Source organism: Sulfitobacter sp. AS92, assembly GCF_038900015.1.
Classification (GTDB): Bacteria; Pseudomonadota; Alphaproteobacteria; order Rhodobacterales; family Rhodobacteraceae; genus Sulfitobacter.
Map to the genome: position 1 here is coordinate 1 of NZ_JBBMQL010000001.1, position 18,659 is coordinate 18,659.

The following is an 18,659-nucleotide window of genomic DNA, read 5'->3' on the forward strand; positions in this document are numbered from 1 at the left end:
GGCCGCGACAGGCGCGGCCCGAACTGGCGTTAGATGCCTACGTCAATGATCGCACGGGCCAGAATAGGCACGCTGTTCTGGTTCAACCCTGCGATGTTCATGCGGCTGTCGCCGACCATATAGATACCATGTTTTTCGCGCAGCGCCTCTACTTTGTCCGGCGTAGTACCAAGGCGGGAGAACATGCCGCGGTGCTGAGCGAGAAAGCCAAAACGGTCCGACCCAGACAGGCGCTGCAATTCACCCGCCAGTTGCTCGCGCAGGGCCAGCATGGTGTTACGCACCTCTTCAAGCTCTGCTTTCCAATCGGCCTTGAGCTCAGCATCGGTCAGAATAGTCGACACGATCCGCGCGCCATGATCGGGCGGGAAGCTGTAGTTCTGGCGGTTAAGATACGCCAGCGTGGCCTGGTTCAGCCCCTGTGTGGCTTCAGAAGCGACCATCATCAAAATGCCGGTGCGCTCGCGGTAGATGCCGAAGTTCTTGGAACAGCTGGCCGCGATCAGGCATTCCGGCACGGAGGAGGCCACCTTGCGGGTTGCGGCGGCATCGGCCTCCAACCCATCGCCAAAGCCCTGATAAGCGATATCGATCATCGGGACGGCACCGGTGCTTTGCAGCACTTCGATCACCGCATCCCACTCGGCGCTGTTCAGGTTCGCGCCTGTTGGATTGTGACAGCAACCGTGCAGCAGCACCACATCGCCTTTCTTTGCGGTCTTGAGGTCTTCGATCATGCCGTCGAAATTCACGCCGCCGGTTTCACTGTCGAAATAGCGGTAATTCACCACTTCCATGCCCAGATAGGACAGGATCGACAGGTGGTTCGGCCATGTCGGGTCAGACACGAACACCCGCGCTTCGGGGTTGGCCATACGCACCAGTTCAAACGCCTGACGCACCGCACCGGTCCCGCCGGGGGTGGCGGCGGCGGCGATGGCGCCGCGCGGCACGGCATCGCCCAACACCAGCGCAGCCATCGCATCGGCATAGGCCGGATCGCCTGCCAGCCCGGTGTAAACCTTGGTGTCTTGGCTTTCCCAAATGCGCTGCTCGGCGGCTTTCACGGCGCGCATGATCGGGGTGTTGCCGCTGGCGTCTTTATAGACGCCGACGCCAAGGTCGATCTTCGTGTCGCGCGGGTCTTCGCGGTAGGCCTGTACAAGGGCGAGGATCTTGTCAGCGGGCTGGGCCTTGAGCGTCTCGAACATGGAATTCTCCGGTTGAATGTGATCAGAAAAAGGTTAGGCCGCGCCAGTGGCGACAGGCACGGTAGGGAACATGCCCCACTCCGCCCAGGAGCCATCATAGAGCGACCACTTGCGGTGGCCCGTCCGCTCCAGCGCCAGCGCCAGTACGGCGGCGGTGATGCCCGACCCGCAGGAGGTGATGACGGGTTTGGACAGGTTAATGCCTGCGGCCTCAAAGATGGCGCGGGTCTGTTCGGGGGTTTTCATCGTCTTGTCGTCGTTCAGCAGTTCGGTGAAGGGCACATTGCGCGCGCCGGGAATATGCCCCGCACGCAGCCCTGCACGCGGCTCGGGCGCGTCGCCACGGAAGCGAGCAGCGGCACGGGCGTCCACGATCTGCGGATCGCCGAGTTTCGAGGCATGGGCCACTTGGGTGACATCGCGGACCAGCTGATTCTGGAAGCGCACGGTCATATGGCGGTCACGCGGCACGGGCGGCATGTCCTCAGTCGGGCGATCCTCGGCCTGCCACTTCGGCAAACCGCCGTCGAGCACGGCAACATTTTCTTGTCCCATCAGACGGAAGAGCCACCAGACCCGCGCCGCCGACATCAGCCCGGCGCCATCATAGACCACCACCTGATGCCCATCGCCCACGCCCATAGCGCGCAGGCGCGACATGAATTTCTCGATCGGGGGGGCCATATGCGGCAGGTCGGAGCGCGCATCCGAGATATCGTCGATGTCAAAAAACCGCGCGCCGGGGATGTGCGCTGCGTCATACTCGGCCTTCGGATCGCGCCCGGCGTCGGGCAGATACCACGAGGCATCAAGGATGCGCAGGTCCGGGTCTTTCAGGTGCTGAGCCAACCAGTCGGTTGAAACCAATGTCTTGGGATCGTCGGCCATTGGGGCCTCCTTCGTCGCGGGCGTTGCCCTTGACTATAACCGGTAGGGGGTGCTGGCAAGTGGAAGGGGGCGGTGAGGGGCGTTGCCTGCCCCTGAGTTGGCGATGCTATGGGGTATTCATGCCACTTTATAGTTCAGGTTTGATGTGTGCTTGCGAAGGAGCACCCAGCCTCACCAAATCGCCTACCCTGGGGAGGGGCAGGCGATGGCCCGGCGCCTGCGGCTTGTCCCGGGCCTAGGGGGCTGCCTTACCCGTGGTCTTTCAACAACCGCTGCTTCTGGCGCGACCAATCGCGCTTGGCCGCCGTTTCGCGCTTGTCATGCAGCTTCTTACCCTTGGCCACGCCGATCTTGATCTTGGCCATGCCACGATGGTTGAAATACATCACCAAAGGCACCAACGTCATGCCTTTGCGCTGCGTGGCATTCCACAGATCGGCCAGTTGCTTGCGGCTGATCAACAGCTTACGGCGGCGGCGTTCCTCATGCTGGAAGGTCTTCGCCTGCCGGTAGGGTGCCACATAGGAGTTCACCAGCCACAGCTCGCCATCTTCCACGGCGGCATAGCTCTCGGCGATATTCGCCCCACCTTCGCGCAGAGATTTCACCTCGGATCCTTCAAGGATGATGCCGCATTCGATGTCTTCTTCGATAGCGTAATCAAACCGCGCGCGGCGGTTTTCGGCGATCACCTTGTAGTTCGGATCGGATTTGGAGCTGGTTTTGACCTGTGACATGCCAAAGCATGTAGAGCGCGACCCGCCCCGGTGCAAGATGCACCCGCTCAGTCACCCAGTTTGGCGTGAACCTCATCGAGATCGATCTCACCCACGGGCAGCTTATTGCCGGGATTGTCGAAGTCATATTTGAAGAGATCGAAGTCGCGTTTGTAGATCTCGCGCATCAGATGCATCGACAGATCGTCAAAGTAATCCTCGACCGGATGCGCCCGCTTAGGCCCGTGGCCCTCGCTTTCGTTGAACCGAGGGATCGCCGCCAGATCAACCCGATGCGGCGGCTCTACCGCGTCGAGCACCTGTTGCATGCCATCGTTAAACTGCTCGGTCCAAAAGATATTGTTGTAGGTGCCGCCATTAATGATGAAGGTGCTGACATGGCCCGACACCGCAGACCAGTGAATGTCCGGGTCCATCGGCCGCCGCCAACGAATGGTATCGCGCGCAAACAGCAAGAAGCGCCGGAAGCTGGCGATTTGGTCAAACTCCTGCTTGCCATCATCGCCGCCTACATCGATCCCGTATTTCTGCACCAACAGCGGCACCATGTTCCCACGATACCGCCGACCGTTACGCTGGATGCCGCAGATTTTGTCAAAGAAGGACGATAGAACCCGCGTGTATGGGTTGCGCACGCAGGTAAAGGCATAGGACTTGCGTGCCGTCACATTATCGGTGATCGGCCCCTGCGATGTATCCAAGGCCCATTTGTGGATACCTGCCTTGGCATCATGGATATCCCCATCAAAGAATTCGCCATGATCGGAATAATACATGATCTGGCCAATGGTCGAACAAGCGCATTTGGGCACCACGCGGTACACCATGCTTTCACTTTCCGTCATCCACGTTCCGGGAAAACCCATGCTTGTCCTGCCTCCTGCTGGCGCTGACTGTTTTGAGCAACAGTTTGGCCTTGCCGTAAAAAAGCAAAGAAATGCTGTTTATTCAATCAGTCTTCACTACTAACTAGGTAAACAATCCACGGTAAAGGGCCAGAGGTAGCGGGCCACGACAAGGGACATTCGGTATCCTGCATGGCGAAAATTGCCTATATCTTGTTGTGCCACAAGGATCCGGATGCCGTCATCCGGCAGGCCGAGCGACTGACTGCGGCGGGCGATTACATGGCGATCCATTTTGACGCCTCAGCCAGTGCCGCCGATTATGGACAGATTACCGCTGCCCTTGGCGACAATCCCAACGTCACCTTCCCGCGCAAACGTATCCGCTGCGGCTGGGGCGAATGGTCTTTGGTCCAGGCCACAATCGATACGCTCAAAGCCGCGATGGAAAGCTTTCCCCGCGCCACGCATTTCTATTTGATGTCCGGCGATTGCATGGCAATCAAATCCGCAGAATACGCGCACCAATTTCTTGACGAGAACGACACCGACTTTATCGAAAGCGTGGACTACTTCGAAAGCGATTGGATCAAAACCGGCTGGAAAGAAGAGCGGCTGATCTACCGCCATTGGTTCAACGAACGCACGCAGCGCAAGCGATTTTACGCGATGTTCGACGTTCAAAAACGCCTCGGCCTTACGCGCAAAATTCCCGCCGACCTACAGGTGCAGATCGGCAGCCAATGGTGGTGCCTGCGCCGCCGCACGGTCGAGGCGCTGATCGAATTCACCCGCAAGCGCCGCGATGTGATGCGGTTTTTCCGCAGCACGTGGATCCCGGATGAGACGTTCTTTCAAACCCTCGTGCGCCACCTCGTCCCAGAAGGGGAAATCTCCAACCGCAGCCTGACCTTCCTGCTGTTCACCGACTACGGCATGCCGGTCACTTTCTACAATGATCACTACGACCTGCTGCTAAGCCAAGATTACCTCTTCGCGCGCAAAATTAGCCCCGACGCGCTGGACCTCAAACGTCGTCTCGGCCTGCTCTATTCAGCCCGAGGCGTGCAGTTTCAGATCAGTAACGAAGGCGGCAGCCTGTTCAAGTTCCTTACCGCCCGTGGCCGCATTGGCCGCCGCTTTGCCACCCGTTTTTGGGAGACCGAAGCCAGCCTTGGCCGCGAGCGGGAACTCCTGATCGTCATCGCCAAGAAATGGCATGTGGCCAAACGGGTCTTGGAACGGATGCGGCAGGTAACCAATCTGCCCGCAATCGACTTTCTGTTTAGCGAGGAAGACACACCCCTGCCGGATCTCGGCGGCATCCAAACCACGCTTGGAAAACGCACCCGGCACCGGCGCGCGCTGATGCGGATGCTCTATGACTACTACGACAGTGAGCGGCTGATCGTCTGCATGGATACATCCAATCTCGACCTGCTGAATGATTTTGCCTCAGACCGCGCGCAAGTGCGCATGCTTGAGATTGAGTGTAGCCTGACGGATTCCTATCTGACCGGTCATGCCATGCGCATCGGGCTGGCCGGAGATCAAACGTCCCAAGAAACCCTGTCGCGCCTGCTGCCTACGATCCGAGGCGATATGCTGCACGAAACAGACCAAATTCGCGATGCCCAGTTTCAAAACTACACCCGCCTGTCTGAATTCGCCGACACGGATACAAATACCGCAGCACTGGCGCGCTTCCTCACCGTCAGCGACGATAAAGCCCGCGCGATAGCGCAGACTGACAACCTTTTCGCTGATTGACACGACCGCCCTCCCCTATGGAACAGCCTCGAGTGCCACGCGTTGAGCCGGGAACGCCGATACCGCATCTCATCAGCGGGTCGGCAGAACCACAACGCAACCAATGAGGTCTTCCAATGCCACATAAGTTCACCGCTATCGCCACATCTCTCCTGCTTGCCCCTGCGGCCCTCTTTGCCCAAGACACCGCATCGCAGACAAACCAGATCTCCATGTCCCAAGCGATTGAAGCCGCCCAAGGCAGCATCGATGGCGGCGTGCTGGAGGCCGAGATTGAAACCGAAGGCGACGCGCTGGTCTATGAGATCGACCTTGTCCGGGGCGACGCCGTCTATGAAGTCACCGTTAACGCTGCAACAGGTGAGGTACTCTCCCAATCTGAAGAAGAATTGACCAGCTTTCTAAGTGGTCTGTTCCAAGAGGATGAGCTACGCGCCGCCGGCGACTCCCGCGAAATGCTGATGAAAGCTCTGGCCGAGCTTGAGGGCCAAGAAGGCACCCAAATTGAAGAACTGTCGCTCGACGAAGAGGATGACCGCATGGTCTATGAAGTCGAACTGACCGATGCCAGTGGCGAACGCGAAGTGCTGATTGACGCAAGCACCGGCGAGATCACAAACGACGATTGATTCCGCTTTTTACGGTGCGGCTGGCCAACTAGCCGCACCGACCGCAATTGCACGCGCACCTCCCCCATTCATCCTTTCTTAAATACCGCTGCACAGCCTACGTTCCAAACACTTAACCAGCGGCCCTACTGCCGTCCTAGGGCTTTCCCCACCCACACACTCACCTAGCACCGTCGCCAGAGATCAGATCAACCGGATCGATCCCCCGCTTCTCCGCGCTGGCCCGAACGGCCTCTCGCAGTGCCGCGCTACGCTCAAGCAGGCGGCGAAAGCGATCTTCGTCCAATACCAAGAGGGTCGTAGGCGCGATGGCGCGGACATCCACCCGGCGCACCCGGTTGGTCAGGATGGCCATCTGCCCGAACATTTCGCCCCGACCCAGCCGCCATGTCTGGCCCGCGGTCTCCAATTCAACCGCACCCGACGCGATGAAAAACACACTGCGCGCCGGACTATCTTTGTGCAGAACCACGTCGCCAATATCGACATAGCGGGTTTTCAGCGACCGGCTGAGCCGCTTAAGAGCTGCTTGACCCAGATCGGTAAACAGAGGGAATTGCTCAATGAACGCCCCGCGCCGTACCGCAAGATCAAGCCCTGGCCGCCCTTCCGCCGCCATGCGCTGCGTCGCCAATTCCTGCATCAGCGCGGTATAGACCTCGGCTCCGAATAGGCCATCTTCGCGCATGAGGGTGTATTCGCGCTCTTCTAAACGCAGCGCGGTGCGACGAATGAAACGCCGTTCCAGTTCCTCAGCATAGCCGGGGTACTGCAACCGCAGCCCTTCAAGCGCGGTTTCGATCCCTTCGATACGACGCGCCAGCAGCTCGTGCAGCAGTTCCGCCACCCGGCGCCCGTGAATACGGCGAATGCGGCCGTCGATGAATGTCCCCAAGTCGCGCAAAATCAACCTTTGCGATAGCAGCATTTCAAACCGGTCTGCCGTCATCCGCGCCAGCGGGCCAGAGACACCATAGCGCCCGTGCAGCACCGCCGCCGCGCGAAATGTGCGCCCATAGGCCACGCTGCGCCGCGCGGCGCGTTGGTATCCGCTGCGGCCTTGGGTCCGCGCGCCTTCGATCAGCCGATCCGCGTCCGAGAGCACCAAATCAGCCATGCGCGCAGAAATCGTTCGCTCCCGCACCCGCGCAAGGATCGTGTCGCGCTCATGCCCGGCAAGGGCAATGAGCCCAAGCGCAATGCGGTCACGGTCGAGGATATCGGTCGCATCTTCAGCGGTTTTCACCGCCGTCTCAAGCCGCTCGCCAAACCTCTTGGCCTCGGAGCGGACAATATCGCGGTTAAGGTCGTAATTCTCGGTCGTTTGGGCCACGTCCTCGCGCACGGTCTGCAAGGCCACGGCGATGACCTGCCGTGACAGCGCATGGTCGATGGGCGAAAGCTGATCCAGCCCCAAGCGTCCAATGATCCAGCGCAGCGTGGTACCTTGGGCCAACAACGTAAACAGCGTGAATCCGGTGGCCAAGATACCCACGATCCGCTGAATGTCGTCCGGCACCCGCACGCTTTCCGTTACCGCCAGCGCCAGCGCCAGCGTGACCGCCCCACGCAGCCCACCCCAAAGAATCGCCGCGCGGTAGGGCCGCTCAACTGGCGGAGAAAGCTTTGCCGCGGTCAGCAAGGGTAGCAGACCAAAAAGGATCACCGCGCGTGCGAAAATCGCAGCCACCACAACCACGGCAATGAGGAAAAAGTCCTCTAGCCGGACTTCCTCCAGCAGACGCGGGATCAGCAGGGCGGCGAGGATAAAGATGAGCGCGCCCGCCCAATGCGCCAACACATCCCAAAGCTCGCGCAGGTTGGTCAGCGACTGCGGCGGCAGCCGTCCCGGCGCGGTCAGGTTCAGCGTCAGCCCTGCCGCGACCACGGCGATCACCCCAGACGCACCAACGCTTTGCTCCGCCACGATATAGGCCAGATAGGGCAGCGCGACTGAGATCGACTGCTGCGCCAGTTCGTGCCGTGCAAACAGCGCCATCACCCAAACCGCGATCCGCGCGCCCAGCCAGCCCACCAGCGCCCCGCCCGCGATCAACACCGGGAACTGCGCGAGGGCATTGCCCAGTTCCGGGTCGGGGATGCCCAGCATCACATAGCCCATGAAAAGGCCAAACAGCGCGATGGCCGCGGCATCATTCAGCAGGCTTTCGCCCTCAATGATCCGCGCCAACCGTCGCGGGGCCGAGATTGAGCGGAAGATCGAGACTACCGCTGAAGGGTCTGTCGTGGACACGATGGCCCCGATCAAAAGACAGGCCGCTAGTGGAATGGCGCTGACCCAGAAAAGCGCGTAGCCGATGCTGACCGTGGCCACCACTACAGCCACCACGGCCAGCACCAAAATCGGGACCCAGTCGTCGACCATGCGCCGCAGGTTCATCCCCAAGGTGGCCTGAAACAACAACGTCGGCAGGAAGACGTAAAGGAAGACGTTTGACCGGATTGGCAACCCCAGAATGGCCGCGGCCATTGGGTTGAGCGCATCGGTCAGATCCGTACGCAGCAGGAAGATCGCCGATGCGCCGATGAGGATCCCCACCACCGCAAGGATCACACTAAACGGCAGACGCAACCGCGCCGCCAACGGCTCGGCCAAACCGATAACCACAAAGAGCGACGCGATGATCGTGGTGACGAGGATGATGTCCATATAGGATGGAATACCAGAAATTTACCTGAAAGCGGGGCTGAACTTGCCCCACTCAGCGTTTGCGGTTCTTAGACGGTTACTTCCGCGCGCGGCGTTCCGCACGCCAGCGGGCAAAGCGGCCCCGGCGCGCAGCGATATCGTCTTCAATCGCCTCGATCCTTGGGTCAAGTCGCGCCCTGCGGAAGCGCCGCCAGCGCACCCAAATGGCATAAACCAGTGCCGCAAAGAGGATCAGAACGATGATGCTGACAAAGGGGATGCCCTTGCCTGCCGCTGGCCCCTCGACCGCGCGGAGCGAGATGGCATTGGGGTAGATCGATAAAAGTTCACTGCGCCAGCCATAGTGCTTGAGCGCGTAATACTGCGGTGCCCCGGTGGTGCTGCGCGCATCTGCGGCCTCAGCCTGAAGATTGGCGGTGTCGAATTTAAAATAGGGCGGCCAGCCCCAGCCGGTGTCTTCGTTGCGGTAAACCATGACATCGCCCTTGGCGCGGCGGGTCTGGATGAAAAAGACATCGCGGTTGACCGCCTGCCCGGCGCTGTCGGTCGAAGAGCCCGCCCAGAAAATCGAGCTCTTGCCGAAGTCGATCCGCTTTTCATAGGTGTCCGTGACCCGCACGATATCGGTCTGCGGCAGGGTATAGTGAAAGAACGCCCCCACCATCACCCAAATGGCCACCCAGAACACCCATTTGACGATTTTCATCTTCGGCCCTTTTCAATTAAGTCGCGCGGCCGAACAGGGGCCTTTCCCTCCCGACATAGTGCCTCTGCAGCACTGCGGCAAATGCCTTACGCCTCGGCGCATGGCATTTGTCGGGGCGCAAGCGATTTAGCTGCCCAAAAGTGCCTTGGTCAGGTCGCTATCGGCTTCGGCCAACGGGTCGATCACATCGAAATGATGCTTGCCCTCGGCCACCACCTGCTTCGCGCCCCAGCTACGGGCGAAATTCTCGGCTTGCTCAAGGAACACCGGCCGCTCGTCCGCGCCAACCCAAACGGTTACATCAACGCCATGTGGCGGGGTCATGTTTATCGGGCTTTCGGCGGCGGCTTCGGCTTCATCCAGACGCAGGGTGTTGTTCATCTCAGTCTCAAGCAGCGGCGCGAGGTCGGCCACTGGAGAGATAGGCACGATCCGCGTGATCCGGTCGCGCACGTCAGCGCCAAGCAGCAAAGGGTCGGTCATACGCGCCACCAAATGCCCGCCCGCCGAATGGCCCGCCAGGACGATTGTGCCCTGCGTCCGGTTCGCCACTTCGGTCAGCGCAGCGGCGATCTGCGTGGATATCTCCGAAATGCGCACATCGGGGCAGAGGTCATAAGACGGCATCGCCACAGCATAGCCCCGCGCCAAGGGTCCGGCGGCCAGATGCGACCAATAGCTCTTGTCGAACGCCTTCCAATAACCACCATGCACAAAGACCGCCGTGCCGCGCGACACGCCTTCGGGCTGGAACAGATCGAACTTCTGACGGTCCGAGGGGCCGTAGCGCACATTCAACTGCGCCCGCGCGCCAAGCGCGGCGCGAAATGCCTCTGCCTCCTTCTCCCAGCGGGGCGGAAAGCCGTCGGCCCCGTCGATATAAGCGCCATTGGCATAAGCGTCATCTAGCATCATTTGGGTCTCCCACCCCGGATTTGATCAAACTGAACTGGACAATCATACCTGTTGTTGCTTTGGAGGCTAGAGAGAATAGCGGAGAGATGACATGACTGATGCAAAGACGGATCTGAAATCACTACTCAAAGACCCCAGCCTGCTAGAAACCCGGGCCTATATCGGCGGCCAATGGGTTGATGGCGACGACGGTACATTCGATGTGACCAACCCCGCGCGGGGCGATGTTATCGCACAGGTCGCGAACCTGAGCCGCGCTCAGGTCGCGGGCGCGATCGCGCAGGCCGAAAAGGCGCAGAAGGAATGGGCAAGCTGGACCGGCAAAGAACGGGCTGGCATCATGCGCAAATGGTTCGACCTGATGATGGAGAACCAAGACGATCTGGGCACCATCCTGACCGCCGAGCAGGGCAAACCGCTGGCCGAAGCCAAGGGCGAAATCGCCTATGGCGCGTCCTTCATCGAATTCTTTGGCGAAGAGGCCAAGCGCGTCTACGGCGAGATGATCCCCGGCCACCAGCGCGACAAGCGCATCATGGTGATGAAGCAGCCCATCGGCGTGGCAGCCTCGATCACGCCGTGGAACTTCCCCAACGCGATGATCACCCGCAAGGCAGCCCCTGCGCTGGCGGCAGGCTGTTCCTTTGTGGCGCGCCCGGCGGCAGAGACACCACTCTCCGCCATCGTCATGGGCGTGCTGGCCGAACGTGCGGGCATCCCGGCTGGCGTGTTCAACGTAGTGCCGTCGTCGTCGTCGTCTGCCGTGGGCAAGGAGTTCTGCGAGAACCCCGCTGTGCGCAAGCTGACCTTCACCGGCTCTACCGAAGTGGGGCGCATCCTGCTGAAGCAGGCTGCCGATCAAGTGATGAAATGCTCCATGGAACTGGGCGGCAACGCGCCGTTCATCGTTTTTGATGATGCCGATCTTGATGCCGCCGTCGAAGGCGCGATCATGTGCAAGTTCCGCAACAACGGCCAGACCTGTGTCTGCGCCAACCGGATCTATGTGCAGGCGGGCGTCTATGACGAATTCGCGGCCAAGCTGAAAGACCGGGTGAGCAAGATGAAGGTCGGTGACGGCCTCGAAGAGGGCACAGACCTTGGCCCGCTCATCAACCCCGAAGCCTCCGACAAAGTGCGCGAACACATCAAGGACGCGGTCGACAACGGTGCCGAGATCATTCTGGGCAATGCCAAGGACGACATGGGCGGCAATTTCTTTGGCCCGACCATTGTCACTGGCGTGACGCAGGACATGAAGGTCGCCAAGGAAGAGACCTTTGGCCCTCTCGCCCCGCTGTTCAAATTTGATAGCGTAGATGACGTCATCGCCATGGCCAACGACACGATCTTTGGCCTCGCGTCCTATTTCTATGCCAAGGATCTGAGCCGCGTCTACAAAGTGGCCGAGGCGCTGGAATATGGCATCGTCGGCGTCAACACCGGCATCATCTCAACCGAGCTTGCCCCCTTTGGTGGGGTTAAACAGTCCGGCCTTGGCCGCGAAGGGTCTCACCACGGAATCGAAGATTACCTTGAGATGAAATACGTCTGCCTGTCGGTCTAAAACTTAAGACCAGCTGAAACAATTTAGGGCCGCCGGGGATCACCCCGCGCGGCCCTTTTTTCACACAGGCAGGGTGTCAGGGAACGGCACTGGGCAACATATACGGAAAAAGCCGACAGCGCTTTCACGCTGCCGGCCTCCGGGCGGGGGAGAGAAACGCCCTATCGGGGTGACCCGTCTTAGTTGGTCTGGGTCTGTGCCGTGCCGCCCGCAGTGGTCTGCTGGGTCAGTGCTGCGGCAAATTCTTCGCCAGTCATACCGATGGCAAGCTGGCCATCCGCGTCGACAACTTGGTCAATCTGCACGACCGCACGGTCACTGCCTGCTGCAAAGTCGTCGGCCAGATCAATCGAATAACGGACCGAGCCGTCATCTTGCGGTTCCGCGTTGGAAATTGTGCCGATCACAGTGTCATCCGAGGCCACAGCCACGGTGCTGCCATCAAACGCAATGTCCGCGTCCGTCTCAGCGTCTGTCGCGATTGTTTGGTCGGTCGACAGGGCACTATCTGCGCCCGCTGCGACATCCGCACCAGTCGCGGTGCCCGCCACATCGGCGCTCACACCTGCATTTACATCGGCGCCAGCGCCCACGTCAGCAGTCTGTGCCATTGCGGCAATCGGTGCAGCCATGAGGGCTGTGACAGCCGTGGTCATGGTCAGCTTGCGTAGGGAATTTGCATAGTTAGTCATGGTTCTTCCTTTCATTGCGCGTGCGGAACTTTGCACGCTGTTGCCCGGGCACGCCTGCCCGGTCCCCCACTCAACACCCCGCCCTGTCCTTGGTTTCGCCCCCAATATCGCGCAGCAGAAACATGCCGTTATGAGCCCCCTTCACCGGCAGATATCCTCCCACAGCGGGGCATACCGTTGCGCCGCGCCCAGCAAAAAAGGCCCGCTAGATAGCGGGCCTTTGTGCAGCTCAGAAATGGCTGGCCTTAGTTGACGGATTTGGCGTCAACTACGTCCTTTTCGATTGCCTTGACCTCAGAAGAGATCGCAATCTGACGCGGCTTCAAAGCTTCGGGCACCTGACGCTCAAGCTCGATATGCAGCATGCCGTCGGCATGTGCCGCACCGGTCACTTGAACGTGGTCAGCCAAATGGAAGCGACGCTCGAACGCGCGGGTGGCGATGCCACGGTGCAGATAGCTTTTGGCTTCGTTCTCATCTGCTTTGCGGGCCGAGACGATCAGAGCCTTCTCGCGCACTTCAACGCTCAGATCGCTGTCGGAGAAACCGGCGACGGCGATGGAAATGCGGTAAGCATCATTTTCTAGCTTTTCGATGTTATACGGGGGGTAGCTGGGGGTGGCCCCATCATTGGTCAAAACCCGGTCCATCATGTTGGCGATCTGATCAAAACCAACGCTGGAGCGGTAAAGGGGTGCGAAATCAAAGCTACGCATGTGTTCATCCTCATCTTTGAGCGATTGACATATCGGGCCTTCCACCATTGGACAGACCCGGTTTTTCAAGCGCCAAGGCCCTATTCAGGCACCTCGGCAAAGCTCATGTGGGATGGGTTCTGCGCGCTTTCAAGTCTTGGGGTCGCAGATTTAAGGCCGGATGAATTTCGCCCCGGTGCCGCGCTCTTCTCCGACCCGGATGCGTTTGCCTGCGGGGTTGGAATCCAGAAACACACCTTTGCCCGCCACCAGTTCCGCTTGCAACAACGCCAAGGGCGCGCCCAGAGCGGTACCGAGAGAGACCTGCGTGCCTTCGACCTCGGCCTTGGCCGACACGACTGAGACGATATGCGCCTCGCCCGCGACAATGCTAAAGATCGGCGCGCCGCTTGAGCCGAAATCGACCGAACAGGAGGTCACCAATACCCCTTCTTGCTGGGCCAGGACCTTGCATACCTCTTGCAGCGACGGCGCTTCGGCACGATCACGGGCGTAGCTGACCACGCCGACGCTATCGCCGGGGCGCGGGCGCGCGGCGGTGCCGAAGGGACGGATCGTGGTGTTGCGGATGGGGCGCGACAGTTCCAACAGCGCCAGGTCATTGCGCACCCGGCCCGAGGAAACCTCGCCGTCATAGACGTAATCGGGATGCACCACGGCGCGGCGAATATCGCGGTACGCCCCGGCGCGGCCATTGCGCCACCCGGCAAGGAACTGCACTTCGCCATGATCAATGCGGGCCTTGGTTTCGCGGTCGAAAAGACAATGCGCTGCGGTCAGGACAAGGCGCGGCGCGATAAGCGTGCCGGTGCAAAAGCCGGTGCCGCCGATGTCGAGCCGGCCCACAGCCTCCCAAGCGGCGGCGTCGACACCGTTGTCGAGCGCTTTGAGCGCGCTGTCTTGGGCCATTGCCGTCGTGGCGATGGTAAAGACGCCGAGAATAGCCGCCAACAATTGTCGCAAAATGCACCTCAAAACCATGTTCACATTGGCGGATATAGGGGAGTTGCGGCGAAAATACGGCGTAGGATTAACGCAAACGCGGCACTTGCGCGGGCGCGTCAGGGTCGCGGCTCAAGGCGGGCGGTTTCGGCCCGCCGCAGGCCCAATCCAGCAATTCGACGCTATGCACCACAGGCACCCCGGTGCCCGAGCCGATCTGCATCATGCACCCGATATTGCCCGCCGCGATGACATCCGGCGACTTCGCCTCCAACGTTTTGATCTTGCGCTCTTTCAGCTTTGCCGAAATCTCCGGCTGCATGAGGTTATACGTCCCTGCCGAGCCACAGCAGAGGTGGCTATCGGCAGGTTCCACCACCGTGAAGCCTGCCTGTTTCAGCAGCATTTTCGGCGTGGTCTTGATCTGCTGCCCGTGTTGCAGCGAACAGGCCGCGTGATAGGCCACGACCATGCCTTGCTCCGTAGGTTCGGCGAAGGGCAGGTCCAACTCCGCCAGCAATTCCGTCACATCCTTTGCCAAGGCCGAGACCCGTGCGGCATCCGCAGCCAGCGGGTCATTGCGGAACATATGGCCGTAATCCTTCACCGTGGTGCCGCAGCCCGAGGTGTTGATGGCGATCGCGTCTAGCCCTTTGCCGTCAATCTCGGCGCACCATGCGCGGATATTGCGTGCGGCATGGGCGTGGCTTTCATCGGTCTTGCCCATATGATGGGTCAGCGCCCCACAACAGGCCGCGCCTTCGGCAACCACCACCTCGCAGCCCGCACGGGTGAGCAGCCGGATCGTCGCGTCATTGATATCGGTGTTCAGCGCCTTTTGGGCGCAGCCGGTCATCAGGGCGACACGGCGCAGCGGTTTGCCCTGAGCCGGGAAGCTTTGCGGATCGTCATTGCGGCTGACCGGGGGGATCGTCTTTGGCGCCATCTCAAGCATGGCGCGCAGCCGGGCGTCGGGCATCAGCCGCGCGAAGGGCCGACCGATCTTGGCCCCCAACAGCGCCAATCGAAAGCGTGTCGGATAGGGCAATATCCGCGCCAGCATCCAACGCAGCGCGCGTTCCCCCATTGGCCGCTTGTACCGTTCCTCGATATAGCTGCGGGCGTGGTCGACCAGATGCATGTAATGCACGCCCGAGGGGCAGGTCGTCATACAGGCAAGGCAGGACAGACAGCGGTCGATGTGCAGGACTGTCTTTGGGTCCGGGTCGCGGTCGTTCTCCAGCATGTCCTTGATCAGATAGATGCGCCCGCGCGGGCTGTCCAACTCATCGCCCAAGACCTGATAGGTCGGGCAAGTCGCCGTGCAAAAGCCGCAGTGCACGCAGGCGCGCAGGATGTCATTGCTGCGCTGCGTGTCAGGATCCTGCAACTGTTCGGGGGTGAATGTGGTCTGCATGGATGCTCCGAAATTATGTGCTGCGCATGAGGTTCGCGAGGACGAGGCCGAACCAAGGAACCGTGGTGCCCACGGCCCCCAGAACCCCGCTCCACCGGCGCATGGCAGGGCGCGGGTCAGCGCGGCGAAGCGCTTGGACCACCAGCGCGATCACCGCGATCCAAGCGGACCAGAGCGCGAGGGCAACGGCCCCCAGCAACCACAGGCTGTCGGACCAAAAGCGCAAGAGGCCGTAGCGCAGGCCGATGGCGGTCAGAAAGGCGGCCAGAACCACGGCCCCCACCACACGGATGGCCCGCCGGGAGGGTGGCACGGCGATCAGCGCTTTGAACAGGAACGGGCCGATCAGAAAAACGATGAGAAAGACCAGCACCAATGTCATGTGGACAGCGCCAAGGCTTCGGCTTTGAAAATGCCGCGTGGGTCGAACTTGGCCCTGAGCCCTGCCGTTAGGCGCGCCACACCGGGTGCTTCGGGTTCCTGCCGGGGCAGAGCTTGCGCCGCCTCATCGGCCCGCAAGAGCGTCGCGTGACCGTCATAGCGGCCCAACCGGGCACGCAGGTCCGTGCCGGGGGCCATGCGCAGCCAGATCAGCCCCCCGGCCCAGTCATAAAGATGCGCCTCTGCCCCGGCCTTTGCCGCCAGCGCCGGTGCCTCAGTCGGACGGCAATGCACCCGCCAAACATCCCCCAGCGCCCCATGAAAGGCCGCCACATCACGCAGGTCGCGCCAGAGCGTGATGGATTGCTCCGCCGCGAGGCTCTCAAGCGCGGCACCGGTTGCCGAGAGCAGGTCCTTCAGCCGCCCGATGCGGTATGTGACTGAGGCCTCAAACCCCTCCAATCGTAGATACGTCCGGCGCTGCGCCGGATCATGGGCTGCTGCGGTGACCTCGAAAGGGCTGCGCATCGCCTGCGCCATGGCGGCGATGGCGGCAGGGTCGTCCAGATCAGAAAGCACAAGCGTCGCGCTGGTTTCCGGTTCGGGCAAAACCTTAAGCGACACTTCGGTCAACGCGCCCAATGTCCCGCGCGACCCGGCCAGCAGCTTGACCAGATCATAGCCGGTGACGTTTTTCATCACCCGGCCCCCGTTCTTGATAACGTACCCCTGCCCATCGACAAAACGCACGCCCAGCAGAAAATCCCGCGCAGCGCCGACGGCAAGCCGTCGCGGCCCGCTGACGTTGGCGGCAAAGACCCCACCGATGGTCGGCTCTCCGGTCGTGCCCATCAAGGCGCGATGATCCATCGGTTCAAAGGCCAGCCGCTGGCCTTCGGCGGCGAGGGCCGTTTCAATCTCTGCCACTGGCGTACCGGCCTGCGCCACCAGCGTCAGCGCGCCCGGCTCGTAAAGGTTAATGCCACGCAGTCCCGCAAGTGACAGCGCAGCACCCGGCCCGGCCATGCCCCGCGTATTCCCTCCGCGCAAAGACAACGGCCCCGCCGCCCCTTGGATTGCCTCAACCAGTTCGGCTTCGCTGGCAACCCTCACGCGGCCACCGACGTGCCGCGCCCGCGCCGCCCTTCTGTGACATCCAGCGGAAAGACCTTGGCGGGGTTGAGCAACCACAAAGGATCAAACACGTCCTTCACCGACAACTGCGCCTCCAGATCCGCCGGAGCATACTGCACATGCATCAGATCGCGCTTTTCGATGCCGACGCCATGCTCTCCGGTCAGACAGCCGCCGACCTCGACACAAAGCCGCAGGATATCCGCGCCAAAGACTTCGCATTTTTCCAGATCACCGGGTTTGTTGGCGTCAAACAGGATCAGCGGGTGCATATTGCCGTCGCCTGCATGGAAGACGTTGCCCACCTTAAGGCCATAGCTGTCCGACATCTCACCGATGCGCCGCAACACCATCGGCAGTTCGGTCACCGGGATCGTGCCATCAAGGCACATGTAATCGTTGATCTGCCCCATCGCGCCAAAGGCCGATTTGCGCCCGAGCCAAATGGCGGCGCTTTCTTCGGCGCTGGTGCTTTCGCGCAGTTCCACCGGGTTGTGCCGCTGCGCGATCTCTTTGATGAGCTGAAGCTGGTGGTCAATCTCGGCATCTGAGCCTTCGACTTCAACGATCAGCAGCGCCTCGCACATCGGGTATCCCGCATGGGCGAAGGCTTCGGTCGCCTCAATACAGGGGCGGTCCATGAATTCGATCGCAACGGGCAGAACCCCCGCTTTGATGATGTCACTGACGCAAGCCCCCGCCACGGCGTTGTCGTCAAACCCCATCAGCACGGGGCGCGCACCTTCGGGCTTGGGCAGGATGCGCAGGGTCGCTTCTGTCACTACGCCCAATTGCCCTTCAGAGCCGCAGATAACCCCCAGCAGATCAAGCCCGCCCGCATCCATATACCCGCCGCCGATCTCTACCACTTCGCCATCCATCATCACCATCGTAACGCCCAGCAGATTGTTCGTGGTGACCCCATATTTCAGGCAATGCGCCCCGCCAGAGTTCATCGCGATATTGCCCGCGATGGCGCAGGCCAACTGGCTGGAAGGGTCAGGGGCGTAGAAAAAGCCATCCTCCTCAACCGCGCCTGTCACGCTGAGATTGGTGCGCCCTGTCTGCACCCGCATCAGGCGGTTGTCATAATCGACCTCAAGCACTTCGGCCATCCGCGCCACGCCCAGCACCACGCTATCGGCGGTCGGCAACGCCCCACCGGCAAGCGATGTGCCCGACCCGCGCGGCACGACCGGAACGCCCTCCTCGTGGCAGATGCGCAGCACGGTCGAGACTTCTTCGGTGCTGGCAGGCAGGGTCACGGCGAGGGGCGGACATTTGTATGCAGTAAGCGCGTCGCATTCATAGGCGCGAGTCTCATGCACATCGTCAATCACGGCGGCCTGTGGCAAGACCGCGCGCAGCCGCGCGACGACATGCGCCTTGCGCGCAATGATCCCGGCATCGGGTGTTGGCATCTCCATTGCGGTCCTCC

At 61.0% G+C, this 18,659-nt stretch carries 17 protein-coding genes; 3 read left to right on the forward strand and 14 right to left on the reverse strand.

The features are described from left to right. Positions 1 to 29: 29 nt before the first annotated feature. The 4 genes from WNY61_RS00005 to WNY61_RS00020 all read right to left on the reverse strand — a co-directional run bounded on the left by WNY61_RS00005 (position 30) and on the right by WNY61_RS00020 (position 3,702). A complete protein-coding gene (locus tag WNY61_RS00005; RefSeq protein WP_342849404.1) occupies positions 30 to 1,211 on the reverse strand; it encodes an amino acid aminotransferase in 1,182 nt (393 codons plus the stop codon). A 33-nt stretch (positions 1,212 to 1,244) separates the two neighbouring features. Further along, entirely contained in the window at positions 1,245 to 2,099 is an 855-nt protein-coding gene (gene sseA, locus WNY61_RS00010; protein ID WP_342849405.1) for a 3-mercaptopyruvate sulfurtransferase, read from the reverse strand. A gap of 248 nt (positions 2,100 to 2,347) precedes the next feature. Beyond that, on the reverse strand, positions 2,348 to 2,836 hold the full coding sequence (gene smpB / locus WNY61_RS00015) for an SsrA-binding protein SmpB (RefSeq protein ID WP_007118659.1): 489 nt from the start codon (positions 2,834 to 2,836) through the stop codon (positions 2,348 to 2,350). Between the two features lie 47 nt (positions 2,837 to 2,883). Next, positions 2,884 to 3,702, reverse strand: a complete 819-nt coding sequence (locus WNY61_RS00020; RefSeq protein WP_342849407.1) for a sulfotransferase family protein — start codon at positions 3,700 to 3,702, stop codon at positions 2,884 to 2,886. A gap of 171 nt (positions 3,703 to 3,873) precedes the next feature. On the opposite strand from WNY61_RS00020, the gene WNY61_RS00025 reads away from it, so the two are divergent. After that, positions 3,874 to 5,451, forward strand: a complete 1,578-nt coding sequence (locus WNY61_RS00025) for a DUF5928 domain-containing protein (protein ID WP_342849408.1) — start codon at positions 3,874 to 3,876, stop codon at positions 5,449 to 5,451. 116 nt (positions 5,452 to 5,567) lie between these two features. Continuing rightward, entirely contained in the window at positions 5,568 to 6,080 is a 513-nt protein-coding gene (locus WNY61_RS00030) for a PepSY domain-containing protein (RefSeq protein ID WP_342849409.1), read from the forward strand. A gap of 160 nt (positions 6,081 to 6,240) precedes the next feature. Here WNY61_RS00030 and WNY61_RS00035 read toward each other — a convergent pair whose 3' ends face one another. The 3 genes from WNY61_RS00035 to WNY61_RS00045 form a co-directional block, all read right to left on the reverse strand. After that, entirely contained in the window at positions 6,241 to 8,751 is a 2,511-nt protein-coding gene (locus tag WNY61_RS00035; protein ID WP_342849410.1) for a cation:proton antiporter, read from the reverse strand. A 76-nt stretch (positions 8,752 to 8,827) separates the two neighbouring features. Beyond that, positions 8,828 to 9,457 (reverse strand): DUF1523 family protein, encoded by a 630-nt coding sequence (locus WNY61_RS00040; protein ID WP_342849411.1) that lies wholly within the window; start codon positions 9,455 to 9,457, stop codon positions 8,828 to 8,830. Positions 9,458 to 9,583: 126 nt separating this feature from the next. Then, a complete protein-coding gene (locus tag WNY61_RS00045; RefSeq protein ID WP_342849412.1) occupies positions 9,584 to 10,372 on the reverse strand; it encodes an alpha/beta hydrolase in 789 nt (262 codons plus the stop codon). A 91-nt stretch (positions 10,373 to 10,463) separates the two neighbouring features. On the opposite strand from WNY61_RS00045, the gene WNY61_RS00050 reads away from it, so the two are divergent. Continuing rightward, a complete protein-coding gene (locus WNY61_RS00050) occupies positions 10,464 to 11,939 on the forward strand; it encodes an NAD-dependent succinate-semialdehyde dehydrogenase (RefSeq protein ID WP_342849413.1) in 1,476 nt (491 codons plus the stop codon). Between the two features lie 179 nt (positions 11,940 to 12,118). Here WNY61_RS00050 and WNY61_RS00055 read toward each other — a convergent pair whose 3' ends face one another. The 7 genes from WNY61_RS00055 to WNY61_RS00085 form a co-directional block, all read right to left on the reverse strand. Further along, complete coding sequence (locus WNY61_RS00055; RefSeq protein ID WP_342849414.1) at positions 12,119 to 12,631, reverse strand: hypothetical protein; 513 nt, start codon at positions 12,629 to 12,631, stop codon at positions 12,119 to 12,121. Between the two features lie 245 nt (positions 12,632 to 12,876). Further along, complete coding sequence (locus tag WNY61_RS00060) at positions 12,877 to 13,347, reverse strand: Hsp20 family protein (protein ID WP_342849415.1); 471 nt, start codon at positions 13,345 to 13,347, stop codon at positions 12,877 to 12,879. Between the two features lie 150 nt (positions 13,348 to 13,497). After that, the gene (locus tag WNY61_RS00065) at positions 13,498 to 14,256 is read right to left on the reverse strand and encodes a trypsin-like serine protease (protein ID WP_243254358.1); all 759 of its coding nucleotides are present in this window, start codon (positions 14,254 to 14,256) and stop codon (positions 13,498 to 13,500) included. A gap of 121 nt (positions 14,257 to 14,377) precedes the next feature. Then, entirely contained in the window at positions 14,378 to 15,706 is a 1,329-nt protein-coding gene (gene glcF, locus WNY61_RS00070) for a glycolate oxidase subunit GlcF (protein WP_342849416.1), read from the reverse strand. A 13-nt stretch (positions 15,707 to 15,719) separates the two neighbouring features. Further along, a complete protein-coding gene (locus tag WNY61_RS00075) occupies positions 15,720 to 16,088 on the reverse strand; it encodes a hypothetical protein (protein ID WP_342849417.1) in 369 nt (122 codons plus the stop codon). Continuing rightward, on the reverse strand, positions 16,085 to 17,200 hold the full coding sequence (locus tag WNY61_RS00080; protein WP_342849418.1) for an FAD-binding protein: 1,116 nt from the start codon (positions 17,198 to 17,200) through the stop codon (positions 16,085 to 16,087). The genes WNY61_RS00075 and WNY61_RS00080 overlap by 4 nt, the downstream gene beginning before the upstream one ends. Next, positions 17,197 to 18,648 (reverse strand): FAD-linked oxidase C-terminal domain-containing protein, encoded by a 1,452-nt coding sequence (locus WNY61_RS00085; RefSeq protein WP_342849419.1) that lies wholly within the window; start codon positions 18,646 to 18,648, stop codon positions 17,197 to 17,199. Before WNY61_RS00085 ends, WNY61_RS00080 begins: the two co-directional genes overlap by 4 nt. Between the last annotated feature and the right edge of the window lie 11 nt (positions 18,649 to 18,659).

Bases quoted from the DNA above. Each gene is read 5' to 3' on its own strand.
- WNY61_RS00045 (WP_342849412.1), bottom strand. From the start codon at position 10,372: ATGATGCTAGATGACGCTTATGCCAATGGCGCTTATATCGACGGGGCC.
- smpB (WP_007118659.1), bottom strand. From the start codon at position 2,836: ATGTCACAGGTCAAAACCAGCTCCAAATCCGATCCGAACTACAAGGTG.
- WNY61_RS00035 (WP_342849410.1), bottom strand. From the start codon at position 8,751: ATGGACATCATCCTCGTCACCACGATCATCGCGTCGCTCTTTGTGGTT.
- WNY61_RS00060 (WP_342849415.1), bottom strand. From the start codon at position 13,347: ATGCGTAGCTTTGATTTCGCACCCCTTTACCGCTCCAGCGTTGGTTTT.
- WNY61_RS00040 (WP_342849411.1), bottom strand. From the start codon at position 9,457: ATGAAAATCGTCAAATGGGTGTTCTGGGTGGCCATTTGGGTGATGGTG.
- glcF (WP_342849416.1), bottom strand. From the start codon at position 15,706: ATGCAGACCACATTCACCCCCGAACAGTTGCAGGATCCTGACACGCAG.
- WNY61_RS00025 (WP_342849408.1), top strand. From the start codon at position 3,874: ATGGCGAAAATTGCCTATATCTTGTTGTGCCACAAGGATCCGGATGCC.
- WNY61_RS00005 (WP_342849404.1), bottom strand. From the start codon at position 1,211: ATGTTCGAGACGCTCAAGGCCCAGCCCGCTGACAAGATCCTCGCCCTT.
- WNY61_RS00085 (WP_342849419.1), bottom strand. From the start codon at position 18,648: ATGGAGATGCCAACACCCGATGCCGGGATCATTGCGCGCAAGGCGCAT.
- WNY61_RS00030 (WP_342849409.1), top strand. From the start codon at position 5,568: ATGCCACATAAGTTCACCGCTATCGCCACATCTCTCCTGCTTGCCCCT.
- WNY61_RS00050 (WP_342849413.1), top strand. From the start codon at position 10,464: ATGACTGATGCAAAGACGGATCTGAAATCACTACTCAAAGACCCCAGC.
- WNY61_RS00055 (WP_342849414.1), bottom strand. From the start codon at position 12,631: ATGACTAACTATGCAAATTCCCTACGCAAGCTGACCATGACCACGGCT.
- WNY61_RS00020 (WP_342849407.1), bottom strand. From the start codon at position 3,702: ATGGGTTTTCCCGGAACGTGGATGACGGAAAGTGAAAGCATGGTGTAC.
- WNY61_RS00075 (WP_342849417.1), bottom strand. From the start codon at position 16,088: ATGACATTGGTGCTGGTCTTTCTCATCGTTTTTCTGATCGGCCCGTTC.
- WNY61_RS00065 (WP_243254358.1), bottom strand. From the start codon at position 14,256: ATGGCCCAAGACAGCGCGCTCAAAGCGCTCGACAACGGTGTCGACGCC.
- sseA (WP_342849405.1), bottom strand. From the start codon at position 2,099: ATGGCCGACGATCCCAAGACATTGGTTTCAACCGACTGGTTGGCTCAG.